At 70.9% G+C, this 19035-nt stretch carries 17 protein-coding genes; 9 read left to right on the top strand and 8 right to left on the bottom strand.

Annotated elements, in window-relative coordinates; genetic code table 11:
* Window positions 1-6: 6 nt before the first annotated feature.
* The 4 genes from F3T56_RS32620 to F3T56_RS32605 all read right to left on the bottom strand — a co-directional run bounded on the left by F3T56_RS32620 (window position 7) and on the right by F3T56_RS32605 (window position 3447).
* Window positions 7-1155: a hypothetical protein gene (locus F3T56_RS32620; protein ID WP_149828991.1), complete on the bottom strand. Its 1149-nt coding sequence runs from the start codon at window positions 1153-1155 to the stop codon at window positions 7-9.
* Window positions 1156-1203: 48 nt separating this feature from the next.
* On the bottom strand, window positions 1204-1938 hold the full coding sequence (locus F3T56_RS32615) for an LPXTG cell wall anchor domain-containing protein (protein ID WP_149828950.1): 735 nt from the start codon (window positions 1936-1938) through the stop codon (window positions 1204-1206).
* A 226-nt stretch (window positions 1939-2164) separates the two neighbouring features.
* Complete coding sequence (locus tag F3T56_RS32610; RefSeq protein ID WP_149828949.1) at window positions 2165-2746, bottom strand: ATP-binding protein; 582 nt, start codon at window positions 2744-2746, stop codon at window positions 2165-2167.
* A 332-nt stretch (window positions 2747-3078) separates the two neighbouring features.
* Window positions 3079-3447: an STAS domain-containing protein gene (locus F3T56_RS32605; protein ID WP_149828948.1), complete on the bottom strand. Its 369-nt coding sequence runs from the start codon at window positions 3445-3447 to the stop codon at window positions 3079-3081.
* A gap of 248 nt (window positions 3448-3695) precedes the next feature.
* Here F3T56_RS32605 and F3T56_RS32600 point away from each other — a divergent pair, with 248 nt between their 5' ends.
* Window positions 3696-4598 carry an RNA polymerase sigma factor SigF gene (locus F3T56_RS32600; protein ID WP_149828990.1) on the top strand — a complete coding sequence of 301 codons (903 nt, stop codon included), beginning with the start codon at window positions 3696-3698 and terminating at the stop codon, window positions 4596-4598.
* 238 nt (window positions 4599-4836) lie between these two features.
* Window positions 4837-6606, top strand: coding sequence for an RICIN domain-containing protein (locus F3T56_RS32595; protein WP_149828947.1), 1770 nt, complete (start codon window positions 4837-4839; stop codon window positions 6604-6606).
* 35 nt (window positions 6607-6641) lie between these two features.
* Here F3T56_RS32595 and hutI read toward each other — a convergent pair whose 3' ends face one another.
* The 4 genes from hutI to hutU all read right to left on the bottom strand — a co-directional run bounded on the left by hutI (window position 6642) and on the right by hutU (window position 12338).
* The gene (hutI, locus tag F3T56_RS32590; protein ID WP_149828946.1) at window positions 6642-7925 is read right to left on the bottom strand and encodes an imidazolonepropionase; all 1284 of its coding nucleotides are present in this window, start codon (window positions 7923-7925) and stop codon (window positions 6642-6644) included.
* Window positions 7922-9259, bottom strand: coding sequence for a formimidoylglutamate deiminase (locus F3T56_RS32585; RefSeq protein WP_149828945.1), 1338 nt, complete (start codon window positions 9257-9259; stop codon window positions 7922-7924). Before F3T56_RS32585 ends, hutI begins: the two co-directional genes overlap by 4 nt.
* A complete protein-coding gene (locus tag F3T56_RS32580) occupies window positions 9256-10458 on the bottom strand; it encodes an allantoate amidohydrolase (RefSeq protein WP_172639247.1) in 1203 nt (400 codons plus the stop codon). The genes F3T56_RS32585 and F3T56_RS32580 overlap by 4 nt, the downstream gene beginning before the upstream one ends.
* 161 nt (window positions 10459-10619) lie before the next feature.
* Window positions 10620-12338: a urocanate hydratase gene (hutU, locus tag F3T56_RS32575; RefSeq protein WP_149828944.1), complete on the bottom strand. Its 1719-nt coding sequence runs from the start codon at window positions 12336-12338 to the stop codon at window positions 10620-10622.
* A 144-nt stretch (window positions 12339-12482) separates the two neighbouring features.
* On the opposite strand from hutU, the gene F3T56_RS32570 reads away from it, so the two are divergent.
* The 7 genes from F3T56_RS32570 (at window position 12483) to F3T56_RS32540 (ending at window position 18953) form a co-directional block, all read left to right on the top strand.
* Entirely contained in the window at window positions 12483-13952 is a 1470-nt protein-coding gene (locus F3T56_RS32570; protein WP_425473678.1) for a type III PLP-dependent enzyme domain-containing protein, read from the top strand.
* 406 nt (window positions 13953-14358) lie between these two features.
* Window positions 14359-14757, top strand: a complete 399-nt coding sequence (locus tag F3T56_RS32565) for a hypothetical protein (protein ID WP_149828943.1) — start codon at window positions 14359-14361, stop codon at window positions 14755-14757.
* On the top strand, window positions 14754-15581 hold the full coding sequence (locus tag F3T56_RS32560; RefSeq protein ID WP_149828942.1) for a hypothetical protein: 828 nt from the start codon (window positions 14754-14756) through the stop codon (window positions 15579-15581). The genes F3T56_RS32565 and F3T56_RS32560 overlap by 4 nt, the downstream gene beginning before the upstream one ends.
* A gap of 37 nt (window positions 15582-15618) precedes the next feature.
* A complete protein-coding gene (locus F3T56_RS32555) occupies window positions 15619-16152 on the top strand; it encodes a roadblock/LC7 domain-containing protein (RefSeq protein ID WP_149828941.1) in 534 nt (177 codons plus the stop codon).
* Window positions 16153-16168: 16 nt separating this feature from the next.
* Complete coding sequence (locus tag F3T56_RS32550) at window positions 16169-16543, top strand: roadblock/LC7 domain-containing protein (RefSeq protein WP_149828940.1); 375 nt, start codon at window positions 16169-16171, stop codon at window positions 16541-16543.
* Between the two features lie 151 nt (window positions 16544-16694).
* The gene (locus F3T56_RS32545) at window positions 16695-17381 is read left to right on the top strand and encodes a lipoprotein (RefSeq protein WP_149828939.1); all 687 of its coding nucleotides are present in this window, start codon (window positions 16695-16697) and stop codon (window positions 17379-17381) included.
* Between the two features lie 180 nt (window positions 17382-17561).
* The gene (locus F3T56_RS32540; RefSeq protein WP_149828938.1) at window positions 17562-18953 is read left to right on the top strand and encodes an APC family permease; all 1392 of its coding nucleotides are present in this window, start codon (window positions 17562-17564) and stop codon (window positions 18951-18953) included.
* The last annotated feature ends 82 nt before the right edge of the window (window positions 18954-19035 follow it).

The raw sequence follows: 19035 nt of genomic DNA, 5'->3' as shown, positions 1-19035 counted from the left end.
CGGCTCTCACGTGCTTCCCTTCCTGATCCGACTCGTCTGACTCGTCTCGGTCGTCGGAGTCGTCGGGCTTTCCTCTGGTGGGTGTTGCGGTGCGGAGAGCTGCCCCGACGCCGTCGCCCCCGGATCGGTGTCCGGCGTGAACCAAGGCAAGGTCGGGGTCGTACGAGCGGTCGTGCTGGGTGTCGTGCGGGAGTGGGCGCCGTTCGACGTGCCCAACAGGGGCAGACGGAAGGCGAGTTCGGGGAGCCGTCGGCCGCTTCGTCTGGACGGCGTCGTACCCCCCGGCCGTACCCGGTCCACCACCGCCATGCCGATGCGGAACAGCGCGGCCGGTACGACCACGCACAGCATCAGCCAGAAGAGGGTGACGCCCCAGGGGCGGCCCACGCCCCAGGGGTGTTCGGCGAGGACCTTGCCGCCGTAGGTGAGGGAGACGCTGTAGTCGCCGTGGGCCCCGGCGGCGAGCTCCACCGGCAGGGTGATGCGTGCCTTGCGGCCCGGCTGGATCGTGCCGTTCCACTGGTGTTCCTGCCACTGCGGGGCGAACACCCCGTGGGAGGTGCCGACTTGGAAGACGGGGTTCTCGACGGGTGAGGTGCCGACGTTGCCGACGGTGAAGACCAGCTCGCGGGCGGGCGGGGCGCCGAACCAGGTCAGCAGCCCGCTCGAACCGTTCAACCGGGTGTCTGTCAGGACCGACAGCCGCCCGCCGGTCGCCTCCTGGGGCAACGGCTCCACCGAGTGCCCGGCGACCTGGAAGACCGCGAACGCCTCCGCCTTCTCGCCCGTGATGGTGGCGACGTGCACGACACACGGACAGGGTACCGGCGGCTCGGCCACCGGCAGCTTCCGGCTGAAGTCGCCCTCGTCGTCGGCGGTCACGGCCCGGCCGTCGGCGTTGGCACAGGAGTCGGTGCCCCCGGGCACACCCCGGGACGGCTCGGCCTGGCCGCAGACAAGGATCATCAGCAGCGCCTCGGACCGCCATCCGCTGCCGGTCACGGTGATCGAACCACCGGCCCCTGACTGCGACTTGGAAAGCGTCACGGTCGGCTTCTCCGCCGCCCGGGCGGGCACGTCCGCGAACGGCACGACGGGCAGTACGGCGAACAGCACGGCGGCCACGAGCGCGCACACCACCGCCGGCCCGGACATCCGTCCCTTCACCACGTCACCGCTCCCGTCACGACTCGACTCGCGCCTTCAGCGACGTACGGCCTGGTTCCTGCGGGTCACCCACAACACGCCCGCCGTGCCCGCGAGCAGCACCGTGCCGCCGAGCGTGCCGAGGGCGACCGCGGAGTCCAGGGGACCGGTCTGCGGAAGCTCGCCACCCGAACCGTCCGTGCCGCCCGTACCGCCCGAGGCCGAGCCACCCGTCCCGCCCGACGCGCTCCCGCCCGCCGCCGCCGTGACGTCGAGGCTCAGGGACGGGCCGGGGTTGTTACCCGGCATGCATGTGGTGACCGTGCCGAGGGCCTTGATGGTGAGTACACCCGCGGTGAAGTCGACCTTTCCGGACTTCTTCGGGGTGTACGTCCCGCTCAGGTCGTTGATCTTGATGGGGGTGTCGGCCGGAATCGCCTCCTGGTTGGCCGGCCCCGTCACCGTGAGCGTGCCGCTCTCGGCACCGCTCAGCTTGATCGTGGCACTCGGACTCATCGCGCCCTTGCCCAGTTCGACCGGGCTGGACGAGACGCCCTTCTGCCAGGACATGGTGATCTTGTAGCCGCCGCCTTCCTCGACGCCCTTGATGTCGATGGGCGACACGGCGGACTTGTCACCGATCGGCGTCTTGCAGTTGTACTCGACGTCCACGACCTCGGCATGGGCCACGGGGGCGGCCATCAGCACCGCCGAGCCGGCCAGGGCCGCGAGGGACGCGAGCGCGGCGGTTCGTTTCTGGTACGTCCGGTACGACACCTCGGCACCCCACATTCTGACGGAACATCAGATCGGCCGCTCAAGGTACGCCGGGGGTCTTGGAGAAGGAAGACACACGCAGGTGTTGGATATGTGTCGATGAACCGGGCCCCACATTCACGGTTGAGCCGAGCCCGGGAAACCCAAGGGGCGCGGGGCTGTATCGATATGCGGCTCCGCCGCGTGGCGCGAGCAACCACGAACGACCCGCAGCCCCCGAACCGCAAGCCCCCTACGGCGCTTAGGCCGGCGCCCCCAACTCCGCCCAAACCGTCTTCCCGGCAGCCCCAGGAGTCCGTACAACCCCCCAGTCAAGACAAAGCCGCTGCACGATGAACATCCCATGCCCACCCGGCCGCCCCGCCCGATGCGGCGTCCGCGGCGCCGGAGACCCCGCCCCCCGGTCGGACACCTCGATCCGCAGCACCTTGTTGTCGCACCGGATCCACAACTCGGCCGGGCCCCCCGCATGGAGACACGCGTTGGTGACCAACTCGGAGACCACCAGCAGCACATCCTCCGCCGCGGCCCGCTGGTCGGCGGTGGCCGCGGGCAACCACCCCCACGCGTACAGCGCCTGGCGGGTGAAGTCACGGGCGAGCGGCACCACACCACTCTCGCCGTCGAAGCCGAGCCGCCGGGACCGGCCATCGTTCACGGCACCGGCGGGCGCGGCCGCGGGCGCGGCACCGACAGGCACGGCACTGGCAGACGCGGCACCGGCGGGCGCCGTCGGCGGGTCCTCTCCGGGCGCCCCGGAAGCGCCGCCGACACCCGGTTCCGGGCCGCGGTCGCCCGGCGAGAAAGGCCGGGTGGTGCTCATCAGCGCTTCACCTCACCGATTCACCAGTTCACGATTCAGGACTCATCAAGGGTGCGGGACAAAGACCCGCGGCACGTGCCGTTCCGTGCTGTCATCCGTAGTGCCATCCGCAAGTGCCATCCGTACTTCCGCGCTTCCGTCGCGACTGCCGACCCGTTCAGGATGTCTCCTGCCCGAGCGAACCGTCAGAACACCCACGTTTTCGGCACAGAACCTGTGACCCGAGTAACCCGCTGGTCACGGAGTGACATGCGGTCCGGAGCGCGGACCGGGGTGAGGTTCGTCAAACATGGGGAGCCGTGGCGCGACTCACACGGTCAAACTCACACGCTCTAGTCGGCCAGCGCCGCGTCGAGGGTGTCGTGAACGGTGAAGACCGCGTCCGCCCCGGTGATCTCGAAGACCCGGGCGACCGCCGGCAGCATCGCCGCCAGATGGACCCCGCCGCCCGCGGCATCGACCCTCAGCCGGACACCCAGGAGGACGTTGAGCCCGGTGGAGTCGCAGAACTCCAGCCGCGAGCAGTCCACGACCAGGCGCGTGAATCCTTTGTCCAGGCAGCCTTCGAGTGGCTCACGCAACAGATCGGCGGTGTGGTGATCGAGCTCACCCGCCGGGGTCACGACGGCGCTGGGGCCCTCTTCCCGCACCTCGACCCGTAGTCGGCCCGACTGTGCGCTGCCGACCGTCCCACGGTCCATGCCGTCTCTCTCCCGACCCGTCGTGGCTGCTGACTCGCCCTCGAACACTACGCCTTCTCCACACCCTCCGACACCCGAACAAACGCCCAGGAGTGGACATTTCGCCACAGTAGGCACTTGCGACGACCTCGGGAAACCGGGTAGGGCTAGTAGGGACACCAATCAACACGGCCGGCTTTGGAGGCGCCGCACACCGCAGTGCACGAATTGGCATCGGCGGCCATACGCCGAGAACGATGGAGGACATCATGTCACCCCGGCTCGACGAATCGCATACCCAGAGGGCGACGTCGGCACCCTCTCCGGAAGACACGCCGGACGACCTCGCCCACGACCAGGGCGACGCGCTCGCCGGCCTCCCGGAGATCCCCCCGTACGACGAGGTGGGGCCGGTGGATGCCCGGGCCTTGTCCAAGACGCTCTTCGAGCGGCTGGAGTCCCTCGAAGAGGGCACCCACGACTACTCGTACGTCCGCAACACCCTGGTCGAACTCAATCTCGCTCTGGTCAAGTTCGCCGCCTCCCGCTTCCGCTCCCGCAGCGAGCCGATGGAGGACATCATCCAGGTCGGCACGATCGGCCTGATCAAGGCGATCGACCGCTTCGAACTGAGCCGGGGCGTCGAGTTCCCCACCTTCGCGATGCCGACGATCGTCGGCGAGATCAAGCGTTTCTTCCGTGACACGAGCTGGTCCGTGCGGGTCCCGCGCCGTCTTCAGGAACTCCGGCTCGACCTGGCAAAGGCCGGTGACGAGCTCGCTCAGAGGCTCGACCGCGCTCCGACAGTGGGAGAGTTGGCAGAGCGCCTCGGCCTCACGAATGACGAGGTCGTCGAGGGCATGGCCGCGTCGAACGCGTACACGGCCTCGTCGCTCGACGCCCAGCCGGAGGAGGACGACTCCGAGGGCGCGCTGGCGGACCGGATCGGCTACGAGGACCACGGGATCGAGGGCATCGAGTACGTCGAGTCCCTGAAGCCGCTGATCGCCGAACTGCCGTCGCGCGACCGGAAGATCCTCTCCTTGCGGTTCGTCGCCAATATGACGCAGTCCGAGATCGGGGACGAGCTGGGCATCTCCCAGATGCACGTCTCCCGGCTGCTGTCACGGACGTTGGTACGGCTGCGCAAGGGGCTGACGGTCGAGGAATGACCACAGGGCCGCTGTGACCACGGGGCCACTGTGACCCAACCCGGCCGGGTAACGGAGGAGTTGTGACGCTCCTCCGGTATCCGGCCGAGTCGTTTCCGGTCCCGTCATTCTGCCGTTCCCTTACCGCGGGGAACACCTTTTCTCACGAGTCACCTTCCTTCACTATGGTCACCCGTCAGACTGTTCGGTACGCAAGGAGGCCGAACGGGCGGACACGGGGGTGCGAGGAGGCACGAGGATGGCTCGGGCTCAAGACGAGCGCCCCGACGACGACATCGGTGACGGCACCGGTGACGGCACCGGGTGCGCGGACGCGTCCGACGCGCGCCTCACCGCGCTGTTACGCGCCAACACGCCCCTCGCGTACCCGGCCCTGCGCGAACTCCGCGCACGCCACCACCCGTCGGTCCTCGCCTACGCACGCCTGTGCGCGGCGAGCGAGTCCGCGGCCCGGCAGTTGGCGGCACAGGTGTTCTCCCTCGCGACCCGGGAGACGGCGCGCGGCAGCGAGCCGAGCGTCCCGTGGCGGCACCAACTGCTGCTCCTGACCGGCCGGTCGGCCGCCGCCTGGGCCCGGGACGACCACGCGACCGGCCTCGATCCGACCCTGCTCCACACCCTGCGCACGACCGGTCCCGACGGCCCGGTGCCACCACTGCTCGCGGCGTTCGAGTCTCTGCCGCCCCGTGCCCAGGGCCTCATCTGGTACGGCATCGTGGAGCGTGAACCCGACGACCGTACGGCCCTGTTCCTCGGTCTCGCCGCCGACCACGTGGCGTACAAGCAGAAGCCCGCGCTCCACGTCCTGCGCCAGGCCTGTCTCAAGGTCCGCCTCGCCGCCTCCGATGATCCGCGCTGCCAGGACTTCCGCCGGCTGATCGAGGAGTCCGTACGCCCGGACACGCCCCGCCACAGCACGGATCTGCAGTCCCACATGGCGCACTGCGCGCACTGCACCGGCGCGTACGAGGAGCTGTGCACCCTGCGGGACGCCCCGCGCGCGGCCCTGGCGGCGGGGCTGCTGCCGTGGGGCGGTACGGCGTACGCGCGCAGAGAGCCGAATACGCCTCGCCGTCGTCCTTGGGCGACGGCGGCGGAGACGGCGGAGACGGGGGCCGCGACCGGGACGGCAGCAGGGGCGACAGCCGGGGTGGCGGAACCGGTGACGGCGACGATCGCCAACTGGTCGGATGCCGCGGCGGATACGGCCACGGCGGGGAGGGGGACGCTGGATCCGAGGACAGGAGCGGGGGCGGAAGGTGGCGCGGGGGCGGTGCCCGGGGCGGCGCGGCCCGCCTCCCGTCGGCTCGTGGTGAGTTCGGTGGTCCTGGGGGTGGCCCTGGCCCCGCTGCTGGTCTTCCTGGTGTACTCGGGCGGCTCCTCATCCCCGGACGCGGCCGATTCCATCGGTACGCCGACGAACCCGCCGCCGGGGAGCGTGACGTCACCGGTCCCGTCGAGCCCGACTCCATCCCCGTCCCCCTCCGCCTCGACCAGCGAGAGTCCTTCGGAGTCCCCGAAACCGACGAAGCCGCCCGAGCAGACGAAGAGTCCGAGCCCGTCGAACACCGACCGCCGGACACCGTCGCTGCCGTCAGGGCCCCCGCTGAACGGCGCCTACGCCCAGGTGGTGAACGTCGCCACGGGCCTGTGCCTGGACATCCGGGGGGAGTTGGAGGACGGCACCGACGTCGTCACCGCCACCTGCTCCTCCCGTGACACCCAGCGCTGGCGCGTCGACTCACACCGGGACGCCCTCCAGTCCTTCGCCGACCCCGACCTTTGCCTCGACAGCCGTGGGGGGACCGACGAGGGCGTGGGCATCTGGGAGTGCGACGCGCTCGACGGCGACAACGGCGAGAACCTCCGGTTCACGGTCGACTCCCAGGGCTTGATCCGCCCGGCCATCGCCCCGGACCAGGCGGTGACACCGGACAAGCTGGGCTCGGTCTTCCTGGCCGAGGCGACGGGGCGTGCGGGGCAGCGGTGGCGCGCCGGGGCACCCTGATCCCCTTCCCCTGATCCCCTTCCCCTGGTCCCTGGTCAGACCACGCGCGTCCCGCGCCGCCACACGCCCGTGACCAGGGGAACTCCCGGCCGGTAGGCGAGATGGACGTGGCTCGGCGCGTCCAGGAGCAGCAGGTCGGCGTACGCGCCCGGCGTGAGGCGGCCGATGTCGTCGCGGCGGAGCGCCCGCGCGCCCCCGGCCGTGGCCGACCAGACCGCCTCGTCCGGTGTCATCCCCATGTCCCGTACCGCGAGCGCGACGCAGAACGGGACGGACGAGGTGAAGGACGACCCCGGGTTGCAGTCGGTCGAGAGGGCGACGGTGACGCCCGCGTCGAGCAGCCGGCGGGCGTTCGGCCACTCGGCGCGGGTGGAGAACTCGGCGCCGGGCAGCAGCGTGGCGACCGTACGGCTGTTCGCGAGGGCGTCCACGTCGGCGTCGGTGAGGTGGGTGCAGTGGTCCGCGCTGGCCGCGTCCAGCTCGACGGCGAGTTGCACGCCAGGCCCGTAAGAGAGCTGGTTGGCGTGGATGCGCGGGTGCAGGCCCTTCGCCTTGCCGGCCGTGAGGATCGCGCGGGCCTGGTCGCCGTCGAAGGCCCCCTTCTCGCAGAAGACGTCGGCCCAACGGGCGTACGGGGCACAGGCGTCGAGCATCTCGCCGGTGACCAGGGCCACGTAGGCGGCGGGGTCGTCGGCGTGGTCGGGGGGCACGATGTGGGCGCCGAGGTAGGTGACCTCGTCGGTGTGCCGGGCGGCGATGCGCAGGGCCCGGGCCTCGTCCTCGACGGTCAGGCCGTAGCCGGACTTCGTCTCGAAGGTGGTCGTGCCCTGGCGGAGGGCCTCGCGGAGGTAACGGGTGAGGTTCGCCTCCAGTTCCTCGTCGCTCGCGGCGCGGGTGGCGGCGACCGTGGTGCGGATGCCGCCGGCGCTGTAGGGGCGGCCGGACATGCGGGCGTTGAACTCGGCGGTCCGGTCGCCCGCGAAGACGAGGTGGGAGTGGGAGTCCACGAAGCCCGGAAGCACCGCCCGGCCACCGGCGTCGACCCGATTGTCAGTGGCGGGTGCTTTGCTTTGATCACCGGTCCACGCGATGCGTTCACCGTCGATGACGACGGCCGCGTCCTGGACCAGTCCGAGGGGGGATCCGTCGCCGAGGGAGGGGTCGTTGGTGACCAGGGCAGCGATGTTGGTGATGAGCGTGCTGGCGGTGCTCGCGGAGTTGGCGGGGCTGACGGTCGTCGGGCTGCTCATGGCGTCCTTGGTGGCCTGGTCGGCGGTGGGCTCGGGGTCCGGGTCGGGGGGCGACGGGGGTGGGGTCATCCGCGCAGGGCTGCGACGGCGTCCGCGAGGGCTTTCGGCACATCCGGTACGAGGGCGTGCGCCCCGTCCCGTACGACGTGCCGACCGCCCACGACCGTATGGCACACATCTGCTGCCGACGCGGCGAATACAGCCGTCTCCGCGCCGAGCCGTGGAGGCGGGCCTGCCGTCCTGACCGAGTCGAGCGCGATCGTCGTGAAGTCGGCGAGCGCGCCCGGTTCCAGGGTGCCCGCCTCGTCCCAGCCGAGGGCCGCGTGGCCGTCGGCCGAGGCCGCCCGCAGCAGGGCCGCCGCCGGCCAGTGACCCCGGGTACGGGTGCGCAGCCGCTCGTTCAGCTCCATCGCGCGCGCCTCTTCGAGGAGGTCGACGACGGCGTGGCTGTCGGAGCCGAGGCAGAGCGGGGAGCCCGCCCGTTGCAGGGCCACGGCGGGGCCGATGCCGTCGGCGAGGTCGCGTTCGGTGGTGGGGCACATACAGGTGCCGGTGCCGCTGTCGCCGAGCAGGGCGATGTCGGTATCGGTGAGGTGGGTGTTGTGCACGCCCGTCGCCCTCGGCCCCAACACCCCGTTTTCGGCGAGGAGTTGGGTGGGTGTGCAGCCGTGTGTCTCCTGGCAGGCGTCGTTCTCCGCCGTCTGCTCCGAGAGATGCACGTGCAGCGGGGCCCGCCGCTCCTGAGCCCACCGCGCCACCGTCGCCAACTGCCCGGCCGGCACGGCCCGTACGGAGTGGACGGCCGCACCGATCCGCGCGTGATCCCGGTCCTTGAGAACTGAACAGCGTTCCGCCCACGCCTCCGCCGTGCCGTCGGAGAAGCGGAGCTGGTGGTGGTTGGGCGCCTGTCCGAAACCGGAGGAGAGGTAGGCGGTGTCGAGGAGGGTGATCCGGATCCCGGCCTCCTGAGCGGCCGCGATCAGCGCCTCTCCCATGGCGTTGGGGTCGGCGTACGAGGTGCCGCCGGGGGCGTGGTGCACATAGTGGAACTCGCCGACGGAGGTGATACCGGCCAGCGCCATCTCGGCGTACACCGCGCGGGCGAGGGCGTGGTACGTGTCCGGGGTCAGCCGGTCCGCGACCTGGTACATGACCTCGCGCCAGGTCCAGAAGGTGCCGGAGCCGACCTGGACGGTGCCGCGCAGGGCCCGGTGGAATGCGTGGGAATGGCTGTTGGCCAAGCCCGGCAGCGTGAGGCCGCGCAGCACCTCAGCCCCTTGCGGCGGAGCGGGCGTCCCCGTGCGGACCGCCGTGATCCGACCGTCCGTCACCTCCAAGGCCACGCCGGGCTCGACATGGGTGCCGAGCCAGGCGTGTTCGAGCCAGTAGGTCGTCTCCGTCACCTGCGGGCCAGCCCTTCCAGTACGTCGGCGAGCGCGGTCACCCCGGCCAGGCAGTCGTCCTCGGCGGCATGCTCGGCCGGGGAGTGCGAGACGCCCGTGGGGTTGCGCACGAACAGCATGGCGGTCGGGACGCGCCCGGAGAGGATCCCGGCGTCGTGTCCGGCCCCGGTCCCGAGAACCGGCACCTTCAGGTCGGCTTCCCGGCCCAGGATGCGGGCGATCTCGTCCCGCAGGGCGTGCTCGAACTCCACGACGGGGGTGAAGGACTCGCGGACGACATCGAGTTCGACCCCACCCGCCCGGGCGTGGTCACGGGCCGCCTCCTCGATGGCGGCGACGACGACGTCCAGCGTCTCCTGGTCCTCGGCGCGGGAGTCGAGCCAGCCGCGGACGAGGGAGGGGACTGCGTTGACGCCGTTCGGCTCGACGGAGATCTTGCCGAAGGTGGCGACGGCCCCGGCGAGCCGCGCCTCGCGCCGGGCCGCGAGGACGGTCTCCGCGTACGACAGCATGGGGTCCCGCCGGTCGACGAGCCGGGTCGTTCCGGCGTGGTTCGCCTCGCCCCGGAAGTCGAACCGCCACCGCCCGTGCGGCCAGATGGCACTGGCGATCCCGACGGCGTCCCCGGACAGACCCAGCGCCCGCCCCTGCTCGACGTGCAGCTCGACGAACGCCCCGATCCGCGCGAGCCGCTCCGGGTCGGCCCCGATGCCCTCCGGGTCGTACCCGGCGGCCTCCATGGCCTGCGGCAACGTCACCCCGTCCCCGTCGGTCAGCCGCCACGCCTCCTCGACGGTGAGCCGCCCGGCACTGAGCCGCGACCCCACACAGGCCAGCCCGAACCGCGCGCCTTCCTCATCCCCGAAGTTGACGACGCCGACCGGCTTGTCGAGCCGGGCCCCCCTGGCCCGCAGTTCATCAAGCGCGGCAAAGGAGGACACGACACCGAGGGGTCCGTCGAAGGCTCCGCCATCGGGAACGGAGTCGAGGTGCGACCCGGTGACCACCGCGTCCCCCTCCACGGGATCCCCGAGCCAGGCCCACTGATTACCGTTCCGGTCGACCTCGTAGGTCAGTCCCCGGGCACTGGCCTGCGCCTCGAACCAGTCCCGACACTCGGCATCGGCCCCGGTCCAGGCGAACCGCCGATAACCACCGGACTCGGGATGCCGCCCGATGGGCCGAAGCTCACGCCACATCTCATGAAACGAGGCACCCCGTACAGACTGTGGGCAGTCGTTCCGCAGGGCGATGGGGGTCCCCCCGCTCGAACGAAGTTGAGAGTGGTGAAGGGTGGGCACAGCCGGACCCGCAGTCGGCGACGAAGCGCCCGCCCCCACCGGAGAGTTGCCGTCCTGGGTCACGCCCGGTCACCCTCACGCATCGGCACGCGCACACCCCGCTCGTCGGCGACCGACTCCGCGATGTCGTACCCGGCGTCGACATGCCGGATCACACCCATCCCGGGGTCGTTGGTGAGTACCCGCCGGATCTTCTCGCCGCCCAGCTTCGTACCGTCGGCGACAGTCACCTGACCCGCGTGGATGGACCGGCCCATGCCCACGCCACCCCCATGGTGGAGGGAGACCCAGGACGCCCCCGACGCCACGTTGACCATCGCGTTCAGCAGCGGCCAGTCGGCGATCGCGTCGGAACCGTCGAGCATGGCCTCGGTCTCGCGGTAGGGAGAGGCGACGGACCCACAGTCGAGGTGGTCGCGCCCGATCGCGAGTGGCGCAGCCAGCTCCCCGCTGGCGACCATGTCGTTGAACCGCTCACCGGCCTTGTCCCGCTCCCCGTAGCCCAGCCAGCAGATACGCGCGGGCAGGCCCTGGAAGTGGACCCTCTCCCCCGCCATCTTGATCCACCGGTGGAGGGATTCGTTCTCGGGGAAGAGGTCGAGGATCGCCCGGTCGGTCTTGGCGATGTCGGCGGGGTCGCCGGAGAGGGCGGCCCACCGGAAGGGCCCCTTGCCCTCGCAGAAAAGCGGCCGGATGTACGCCGGGACGAAGCCGGGGAAGGCGAACGCGCGCTCGTATCCGGCGAGTTGGGCCTCGCCCCGGATGGAGTTGCCGTAGTCGAAGACCTCGACGCCGGCGTCCAGGAAGCCGACCATGGCCTCGACGTGCCTGGCCATCGACTCCCGGGCCCGGGTGGTGAACCCGGCGGGGTCCTTCGCCGCGTAGGACGCCATGTCGTCGAAGTCGACACCCAACGGCAGGTAGGACAGCGGGTCGTGGGCGGAGGTCTGGTCGGTGACGATGTCGATGGGGGCGCCCATCGCGAGGAGTTGCGGGACGAGTTCGGCGGCGTTGCCGAGGACGCCGATGGACAGCGGACGGCGGGCGTCACGTGCCTCCACCGCCAGCTGGAGGGCGTGGACCAGCGAGTCGGCCTTCACATCGAGGTACCGGTGCTCGATACGGCGTTCGATCGCCCGGGGGTCGCAGTCGACGCAGATCGCGACACCGTCGTTCATCGTCACGGCGAGCGGCTGGGCGCCGCCCATGCCGCCGAGGCCGGCGGTGAGGGTGATCGTCCCGGCGAGTGTGCCGTCGAACTTCTTGGCGGCGACGGCGGCGAACGTCTCGTACGTGCCCTGGAGGATGCCCTGGGTGCCGATGTAGATCCAGGAGCCGGCGGTCATCTGCCCGTACATGGTGAGGCCGAGCTGTTCCAGGCGGCGGAACTCCTCCCAGTTCGCCCAGTCGCCGACGAGGTTGGAGTTGGCGATGAGGACGCGCGGGGCCCACTCGTGGGTCTGCATGACACCGACCGGCCGGCCCGACTGGACCAGCATCGTCTCGTCCTGCTTCAGCGTCCGCAGCGTACGGACCATCGCGTCGAAGGAGCGCCAGTCACGGGCGGCCTTGCCCGTGCCGCCGTAGACGACGAGCTTGTCGGGGTGCTCGGCGACCTCGGGATCGAGGTTGTTCTGCAGCATGCGCAGGGCGGCTTCCTGCTGCCAGCCCAGGGCACTCAGTTCCGTACCGCGGGGCGCTCGGACAGGACCAGGGGGCGGCCCGTAGGGCCTCGTTCGAGGGTGGTGGTGGGAGACGGGCGGGCGGGGTCCTGACACGGGTCTGCCTCCTCGCTTTACAGCAACTATTCACATCCTGACTTGATGAATAGAGCTAGTCAATACGGCCGTACGGCCCGTGCCGGCGCGCCTCGGGTGTTTGGCTGGAGACACTGGCTGTACGGGCCCGCGGACACTGGCTGTATGGGCTTCGGAAACGACACGACAACGGGGGACGAGATGGGAGACGTGACGAACGGGGCAGGCGGGAAGGGGCCGTCCACCGGGCGGAACGGGGCGGCCGAGGAGTCGGACGGGGAGCGCACGCTCCGGCTGTTCGACACCGAAGCCGACCGTGCCGCCCGGCGGGACGACGCCGTGCGGGCGGCCGTGGAGCAGGGGCTGGTCGGCCCCGGTAGCCCGGTGGTCGGACTGCTGGACGTCACCGGGATCCGGGCCTCGGCGGCGGAGCTGCGCAGGGCGTTCGACGCGGTGACGGCGCCCGGCACGCCCGTACTGCACGCGTTCGCGGTGAAGGCGACGCCGCTGGTGCCGGTGCTGCGGCTGCTGCGCGAGGCGGGCATCGGCGCGGAGGTGGCGAGCGCCGGGGAGCTGGCCCTGGCGCGGGCGGCCGGGATGTCGCCGAAACAGACCGTGCTCGACTCCCCCGCCAAGACCCCGGCCGAGCTGCGGGAGGCGCTGGCGCTGGGCATCGCGGTCAACGCGGACAATCCGCAGGAGCTGGACCGCATCGACGCGCTCGTGCGGTCGGCCACCACCCGCTCCCCGCTCGGCGTCCGGGTGAACCCGCAGGTCGGCGGCGGCACCATCGACGCGCTGTCCACGGCGACGGCCACGTCGAAGTTCGGGATCGCGCTACGGGACCAGGGCGCCCGGGAGTGGGTCGTACGGACGTATCTGGACCGCCCCTGGCTGAGCCGGCTGCACGCGCACACCGGCTCGCAGGGCATGCCGCTGTCGCTGATGGCACGGGGGATCACCGAGACGTACGAGCTGGCCGAGGAGATCAACCGGCGGATCGGGCGGCGACAGATCGACACGATCGACATCGGCGGCGGGCTGCCGGTGAACTTCGCGTCGGAGGCGGCGACACCGACGTACGCGCAGTACGCGCAGCTGCTGGCGGAGGCGGTGCCGGGGCTGTTCGACGGGCGGTACGGGCTGGTCACCGAGTTCGGGAGGTCGCTGCTCGCGAAGCACGGGACGGTGCTCGCGCGGGTGGAGTACACGAAGCGCTCCGGCGGGCGGCCGATCGCGGTCACCCACGCGGGCGTGCAGGTGGCGACGCGGACCGTGTACGCGCCGGGGTCGTGGCCGCTGCGGATCGTCGCATACGACGGGAAGGGGCGCGCCAAGGAGGGGCCGGCGGTGGTGCAGGACGTGGCCGGACCCGCCTGTTTTACGGGGGATCTGCTGGCGGAGGGGCGGGCGTTGCCGTTGTTCGAGCCGGGGGATTACGCGGCCGCGCTGGACACGGGGGCGTATTACTTCGCGCATCACTATGCGTACAACTCTCTGCCTCGGCCCGGGATTTATGGGTACGCCCCCGGCGAGGGGGAGATGCGGTTCGCGGCGGTGCGGACGCCGCAGACCGCGGAGGAGATTGTGGCGGAGGCGGGGGGAGGGGAGAGGTCTGGGCTTCTGGGGCTTTGACAGGCGCCTTGGAGCTCGGGGGGAACTTGTCGTGTGGCGGCTGCGGGTTGTTCGTGGTTGATCGCGCCCACGCGGCGGAGCCGCATATCGATACAGCCCCGCGCCCCTAAAAGAACCGGGGGCGTGCGGGGGTTTTAGCCACCCTCTTCTGCGCGCCCCACACCCCCGGAATGGGTGACATCCGGACCGCGTCTGACGCCTCGCCATGCGGTTCGACCGCATAGCCCCACCTCAGCGCGTCGGCGCCTTATGTCGCCTCAACACCCCCCGAAAACCAGGCAAGTCGACCCACCCTAGTCACCCGTCGGCATGTTCCGCTGGAAAATGCCAGATCCCTCACTCCTCGTGCACACGTTGCGTAGCGTCTGGGTCACTCAGCCGAACCGCAGGCAGGAGGGGAGCCACGGTGCCCGGAATCGACGAGTGTCTGGTGGAGGCCATGAGGCTGCCCGGTGCCCTGGGCGCCGCGGTGGTCGACTGGACCAGCGGACTGGCGCTGGGCACGGTCGGGGAGGCACCCGGCGGTGACCACGAGACGACGGCGGCGGAGGCCGCGGAACTGGCCCGGCTCGCGGCGGAGCACCGAACGTTCGCACCGGAGGAGGGTTCCGACTGGTCCGGGGCCGGCCTGCCGGTCGAGGACCTGATCGTCAGCAATCGGGACACGTACCACGTGCTGCGGTTCGTGCGGACGACGTTCGACAGCAGCGTGTTCCTGCATCTGTGGCTGGCCCGTACCGACGGCAACCTCGCGCTGGCCCGGATCCGGCTCGGCGAGATGGCGGGACGGCTGGTGCTGGCATGAGCGTGATCACCACACCCGCGCCCCGGCTGCCCGTCCGTGGAGCCCAGGCACGCCAGGCCGTCTCGCCCATGCTGAAGCGGCTCGCCGCCGAGCGTGCCACCGGCGTACTCCTGCGGGAGTGCGGCTCGCTGTATCTGTCCGAGGGCGAGGTCGTGCACGCCGAGAGCCCCCGGTCCCCGGGCCTCGACGTACTGCTCACCACCGGCGGCATCCTCGACTCCGAGGGCTGGCGCGAGGCGGTCGACACGGCCGGGGCCGGGCTGCGGGTCGGGCGGTTCCTCGTCGACAGCGGCCGGGTCGCCCGGGGCGCGCTGGAGCTGTGCCACACGGGGGCGTTGTTCGACGCGGCGTACTTCGTGCTCGGCCCGAGCAGCGCACCGGCCGGCTTCCGGTACGGGGCCGCGCACTGGCTCGGGCCGATCCGTCCGGTGCCGGTGGCCACGGTGGAGCGTGAGGCGCTGCGCCGCCGCGACCTGCTGCACCGCATCTGGCCCGACCCGGCGACGGACGACGCCCCGCTGATCAGAGCGGCCGGCCTCGCCGTCCCACCGGTCCCGGCCCGCCAGGAAGCCGTACTCGGCCAGGTCAACGGCTTCCGCACGGCAGCCGACATCTCCCGGTCCCTGGGCCGCCCCACCTTCCACACCCTGGTGGACATACGCCGCCTGGCGGCAGCGGGGCTGATAGCCACAGCGCCGTCGAACGCGTACGAACCCGCAGCCGGTGACGAAGTATCAGCCCCCACCCAACCTTGGCCGCTCACCGTCACCGACCCCGACATCGCCCTACTGCAAAGGCTCAGGGATGCGCTGGAGGCCCTTTGAGCCGCAGCGGGAGCGTCCCGCCGAGAGGAGACTGCTCATGGCCGCGGAGGCCGAAGTCCTCGACGAACTGCACCGGTTGAGGGCCCGTATACCCCAGTTGACCGGCGCGCTCGCGGCCAGCGTGGACGGGCTCGTCCTCGCCCACGACACCCCGGGCGTGGAGGCGGAGGGCGTGGCGGCCCTCACCGCCGCCGCGCTGGGCGTCGCCGTACGCATGACCGACGCCACCGGCAGCGGCGACCTCCGCGAGCTGCTTCTGCGCGGCGAACACGGCTACGTGGCGACGTACGCGGCGGGCTCCTCCGCCGTGCTGACCCTGCTGGCCCAGGACCGCGTCAACGTGGGCCGGCTGCACCTGGAGGGCCGCCGCGCCGGCACCCGCATCGGCGAACTGGTGGACGCGGCGCCACGCCCCGCCGACCGCTCGGCGATCACCAAGTCCACGCCTACGGACCTGACCCCGGCCAAGGCCACGGTCAGGTCCACCCCGCCCCGCCGCACTCCCCGTCCGTCCACCCTCCGCGCCACACCACGAACCACATCCAACGCACGTACAAGAACTGAGAGTTGAGAGGAAACAGCACACCATGGCCAACACCGAGACCGCGTTGAAAGAGACCCTCGCGTCCATCGAGGGCGCGACCGGAGCCGCCCTCGTCGACTACACCAGCGGCATGGCACTGGGCACGATCGGCGGCAGCAAGAGCTTCGACCTCACCGTCGCGGCCGCCGGCAACACCGATGTCGTACGCGCCAAGCTGCGCACCATGGAACACCTCGGCCTCAAGGGAGACATCGAGGACATCCTGATCACCCTGTCCGACCAGTACCACCTGCTCCGGCTGCTCACCGGCCGTGGCGGCAACGGCCTCTTCCTCTACCTGGTCCTCGACTCCAAGCGGGCCAACCTGGCCATGGCCAGGCACCAGTTGAAGAGGATCGAGGCGGAACTGGAGATCTGAGGCCCACCGGGCAGGCCCACTCTCCGGGCGGCGCACCCCACCTCGGGGGCGCCGCCCGCATCCGCACAACTGTACGATCACCGTGGTCTTCCCTCCGCTACCGTGTCCCGCCGGAACGGAGAACCGGACCGGAGAAAGGGAGACGGCAGCTGTGCGAAGAACGGTGAGACGGTCGGTACTGGCCCAGGTGGCCCTGCTGACCGGAGTGTTGACGGCCTGCTCGGAATCGACATCGACGGACGAGGCCAAGGAGTCCTCCCCCTCGGTGATCGCGTCCGAGTCGGCCAAGGCAGCCGAGGCCGTCGAGAGCGGCGGCACCGTCGGCCCGGCCGGTTCCGCCTGCGAACTGCCGGTCACCTTCGACACGGCCGCGAAGTGGAAACCGGAGGCCATCGGCACCGCGCCCGCGGAGAGCGACAGCGGGAACGAGATCGCCGAGGAACTGGCCGAAGGGCTGCTCCACCAGGGCCCCTTCACCGCCGCCTGCGAGATCGACGCCAAGCCCGCCGGGAACATCGGTTTCATCCGCGTCTGGACCGGCGAGGCCGGCGCGAAGGCCGAGGACGCGGAGGCGCTGCTCAAGGAGTTCGTGGCAGCCGAGGGCAACACGAGCGAGGCGCGGTACAGCGACTTCGCCTCGGACTCCGACGTATCCGGCGCCGAGGTCCAGTACCTCTACACCAGCGAGGCCCTGGAAGAGACCAAGAAGGAGCGGGCGTTCATCACCGTCACCCCCGAGGGCCCCGTCGTCGTCCATCTCGGCGGCTTCGACACGGCCGAACACGAGGCGATGCTCCCGGCGTACGAACTCGCCAAGCGGACGCTGCGCACCACGTGAGCCGGCCGCTCACGCGCCACGTGAGCCCCGCGAGCCCCGTCCGCGCCCCGTGAGCCGTGCCCGTGCCTCCGAACCTCTGGTGAAGCTCTGAGAATCGGTTGCATACGCATCCACGGCCCGGGACCGGGCAGAACTCCCCCGGACGGATCACCGTCGGAACACCGATCGGGGGAGGTTCTGATGCCCACCACCGAAACGACCGCCGGAGCGCCGACGCCCGCCGAGGAGACCGGCCTCAAACGCGTGCTCGGCCCCAAACTGCTGATCCTCTTCGTGATCGGCGACATCCTCGGCACCGGCATCTACGCGACGACGGGCAAGGTCGCGGGGAAGGTCGGCGGAGCCCTCTGGCTCCCCTTCGTCATCGGCTTCGTCGTCGCGATCCTGACGGCCGCCTCGTACGTGGAACTGGTCGGCAAGTACCCGAAGGCGGCCGGGGCGGCCCTCTACACCCAGAAGGCCTTCAAACTGCCGTTCCTGACGTTCATCGTCGCCTTCATGGTGATGTGCTCGGGCCTGTCGTCGGCGAGCGCCGCGGCGCGGGCCTTCAGCGGCGACTATCTGAGCGAGCTGACGAACGACGCGCTGCCGCCCACCCTCATCGCCATCTCCTTCATCGTGCTGCTCGCCGCGCTGAACCTGCGGGGTGTCTCCGAGTCGGTCAAGACGAACGTGATCCTGACCCTCGTCGAGCTGACCGGCCTGATGATCATCCTCGCGATCGGGGCGTGGGCGGTCCTCAGCGGCGACGGGGAGCCGTCCCGGCTCACCGAGTTCGAGGCGAGCGGCACGGGGTACGCGCTGATCACCAGCGTCCTGGGCGCCACGGCCCTCGGCTTCTTCGCCTTCGTCGGCTTCGAGGACTCGGTGAACATGGCCGAGGAGACGAAGGACCCCGTCAAGACCTTCCCCCGCGCGATCTTCATCGGCGTGGCGGTGACCGGCACGATCTACGTCCTGGTCGCCCTGGTCTCGTCCCTCCTCGTCGACCACAAGACCCTGGAGGGTTCCAGCGGACCGCTCCTCGAAGTGGTGAAGGCCGGCGGGGTGGACTTCCCGCACAAGCTCTTCGCCCTCATCGCCCTCTTCGCGGTCACCAACTCGGCGCTGATCAACATCATGATGGCCTCGCGGCTCTGCTATGGCATGGCCAACGAGCGCATCCTGCCGCGTGGCATGGCCCGCGTACTCCCCCGCCGCCGCACCCCCGTCGTCGGGATCGTCTTCGTCACTCTCCTCGCCATCGGTCTCGTCTCCACCGGCGAGATCGAGGGCCTCGGCGACACCACCGCGTTCCTGTTGCTGTGCGTCTTCGCCGTCGTCAACATCGCGGTCCTCGTCCTGCGCCGGGACCGCGTCGAGCACGCGCACTTCCGAACGCCGACGGTGTTGCCGGTCCTCGGCGCGGTGACGGCCCTGATCCTGGCCAGCCCTCTCGCCGACCGGCCGGCCGACGTGTACATCCGTGCGGGGGTTCTTTTGGCGATCGGGGTCGGGCTGTGGGCGGTGAACAAGGTGGTTCTTCGGGCGCGGGGGGAGGACCAACCGGCGCGGGAGAGCTCGGGAGGTTGAGGTCGTCGAGCGGCTGCGGGTGGGTGGGGGTTGTTCGCGCAGTTCCCCGCGCCCCTGAAAGACACGGCCCTGCGGGCCGAAA

Source organism: Streptomyces tailanensis, from assembly GCF_008386495.1.
Lineage (GTDB): Bacteria > Actinomycetota > Actinomycetes > Streptomycetales > Streptomycetaceae > Streptomyces > Streptomyces tailanensis.
Note: the sequence above shows the minus strand (reverse complement) of the source record. Positions and strands in the feature narration are given on the sequence as shown.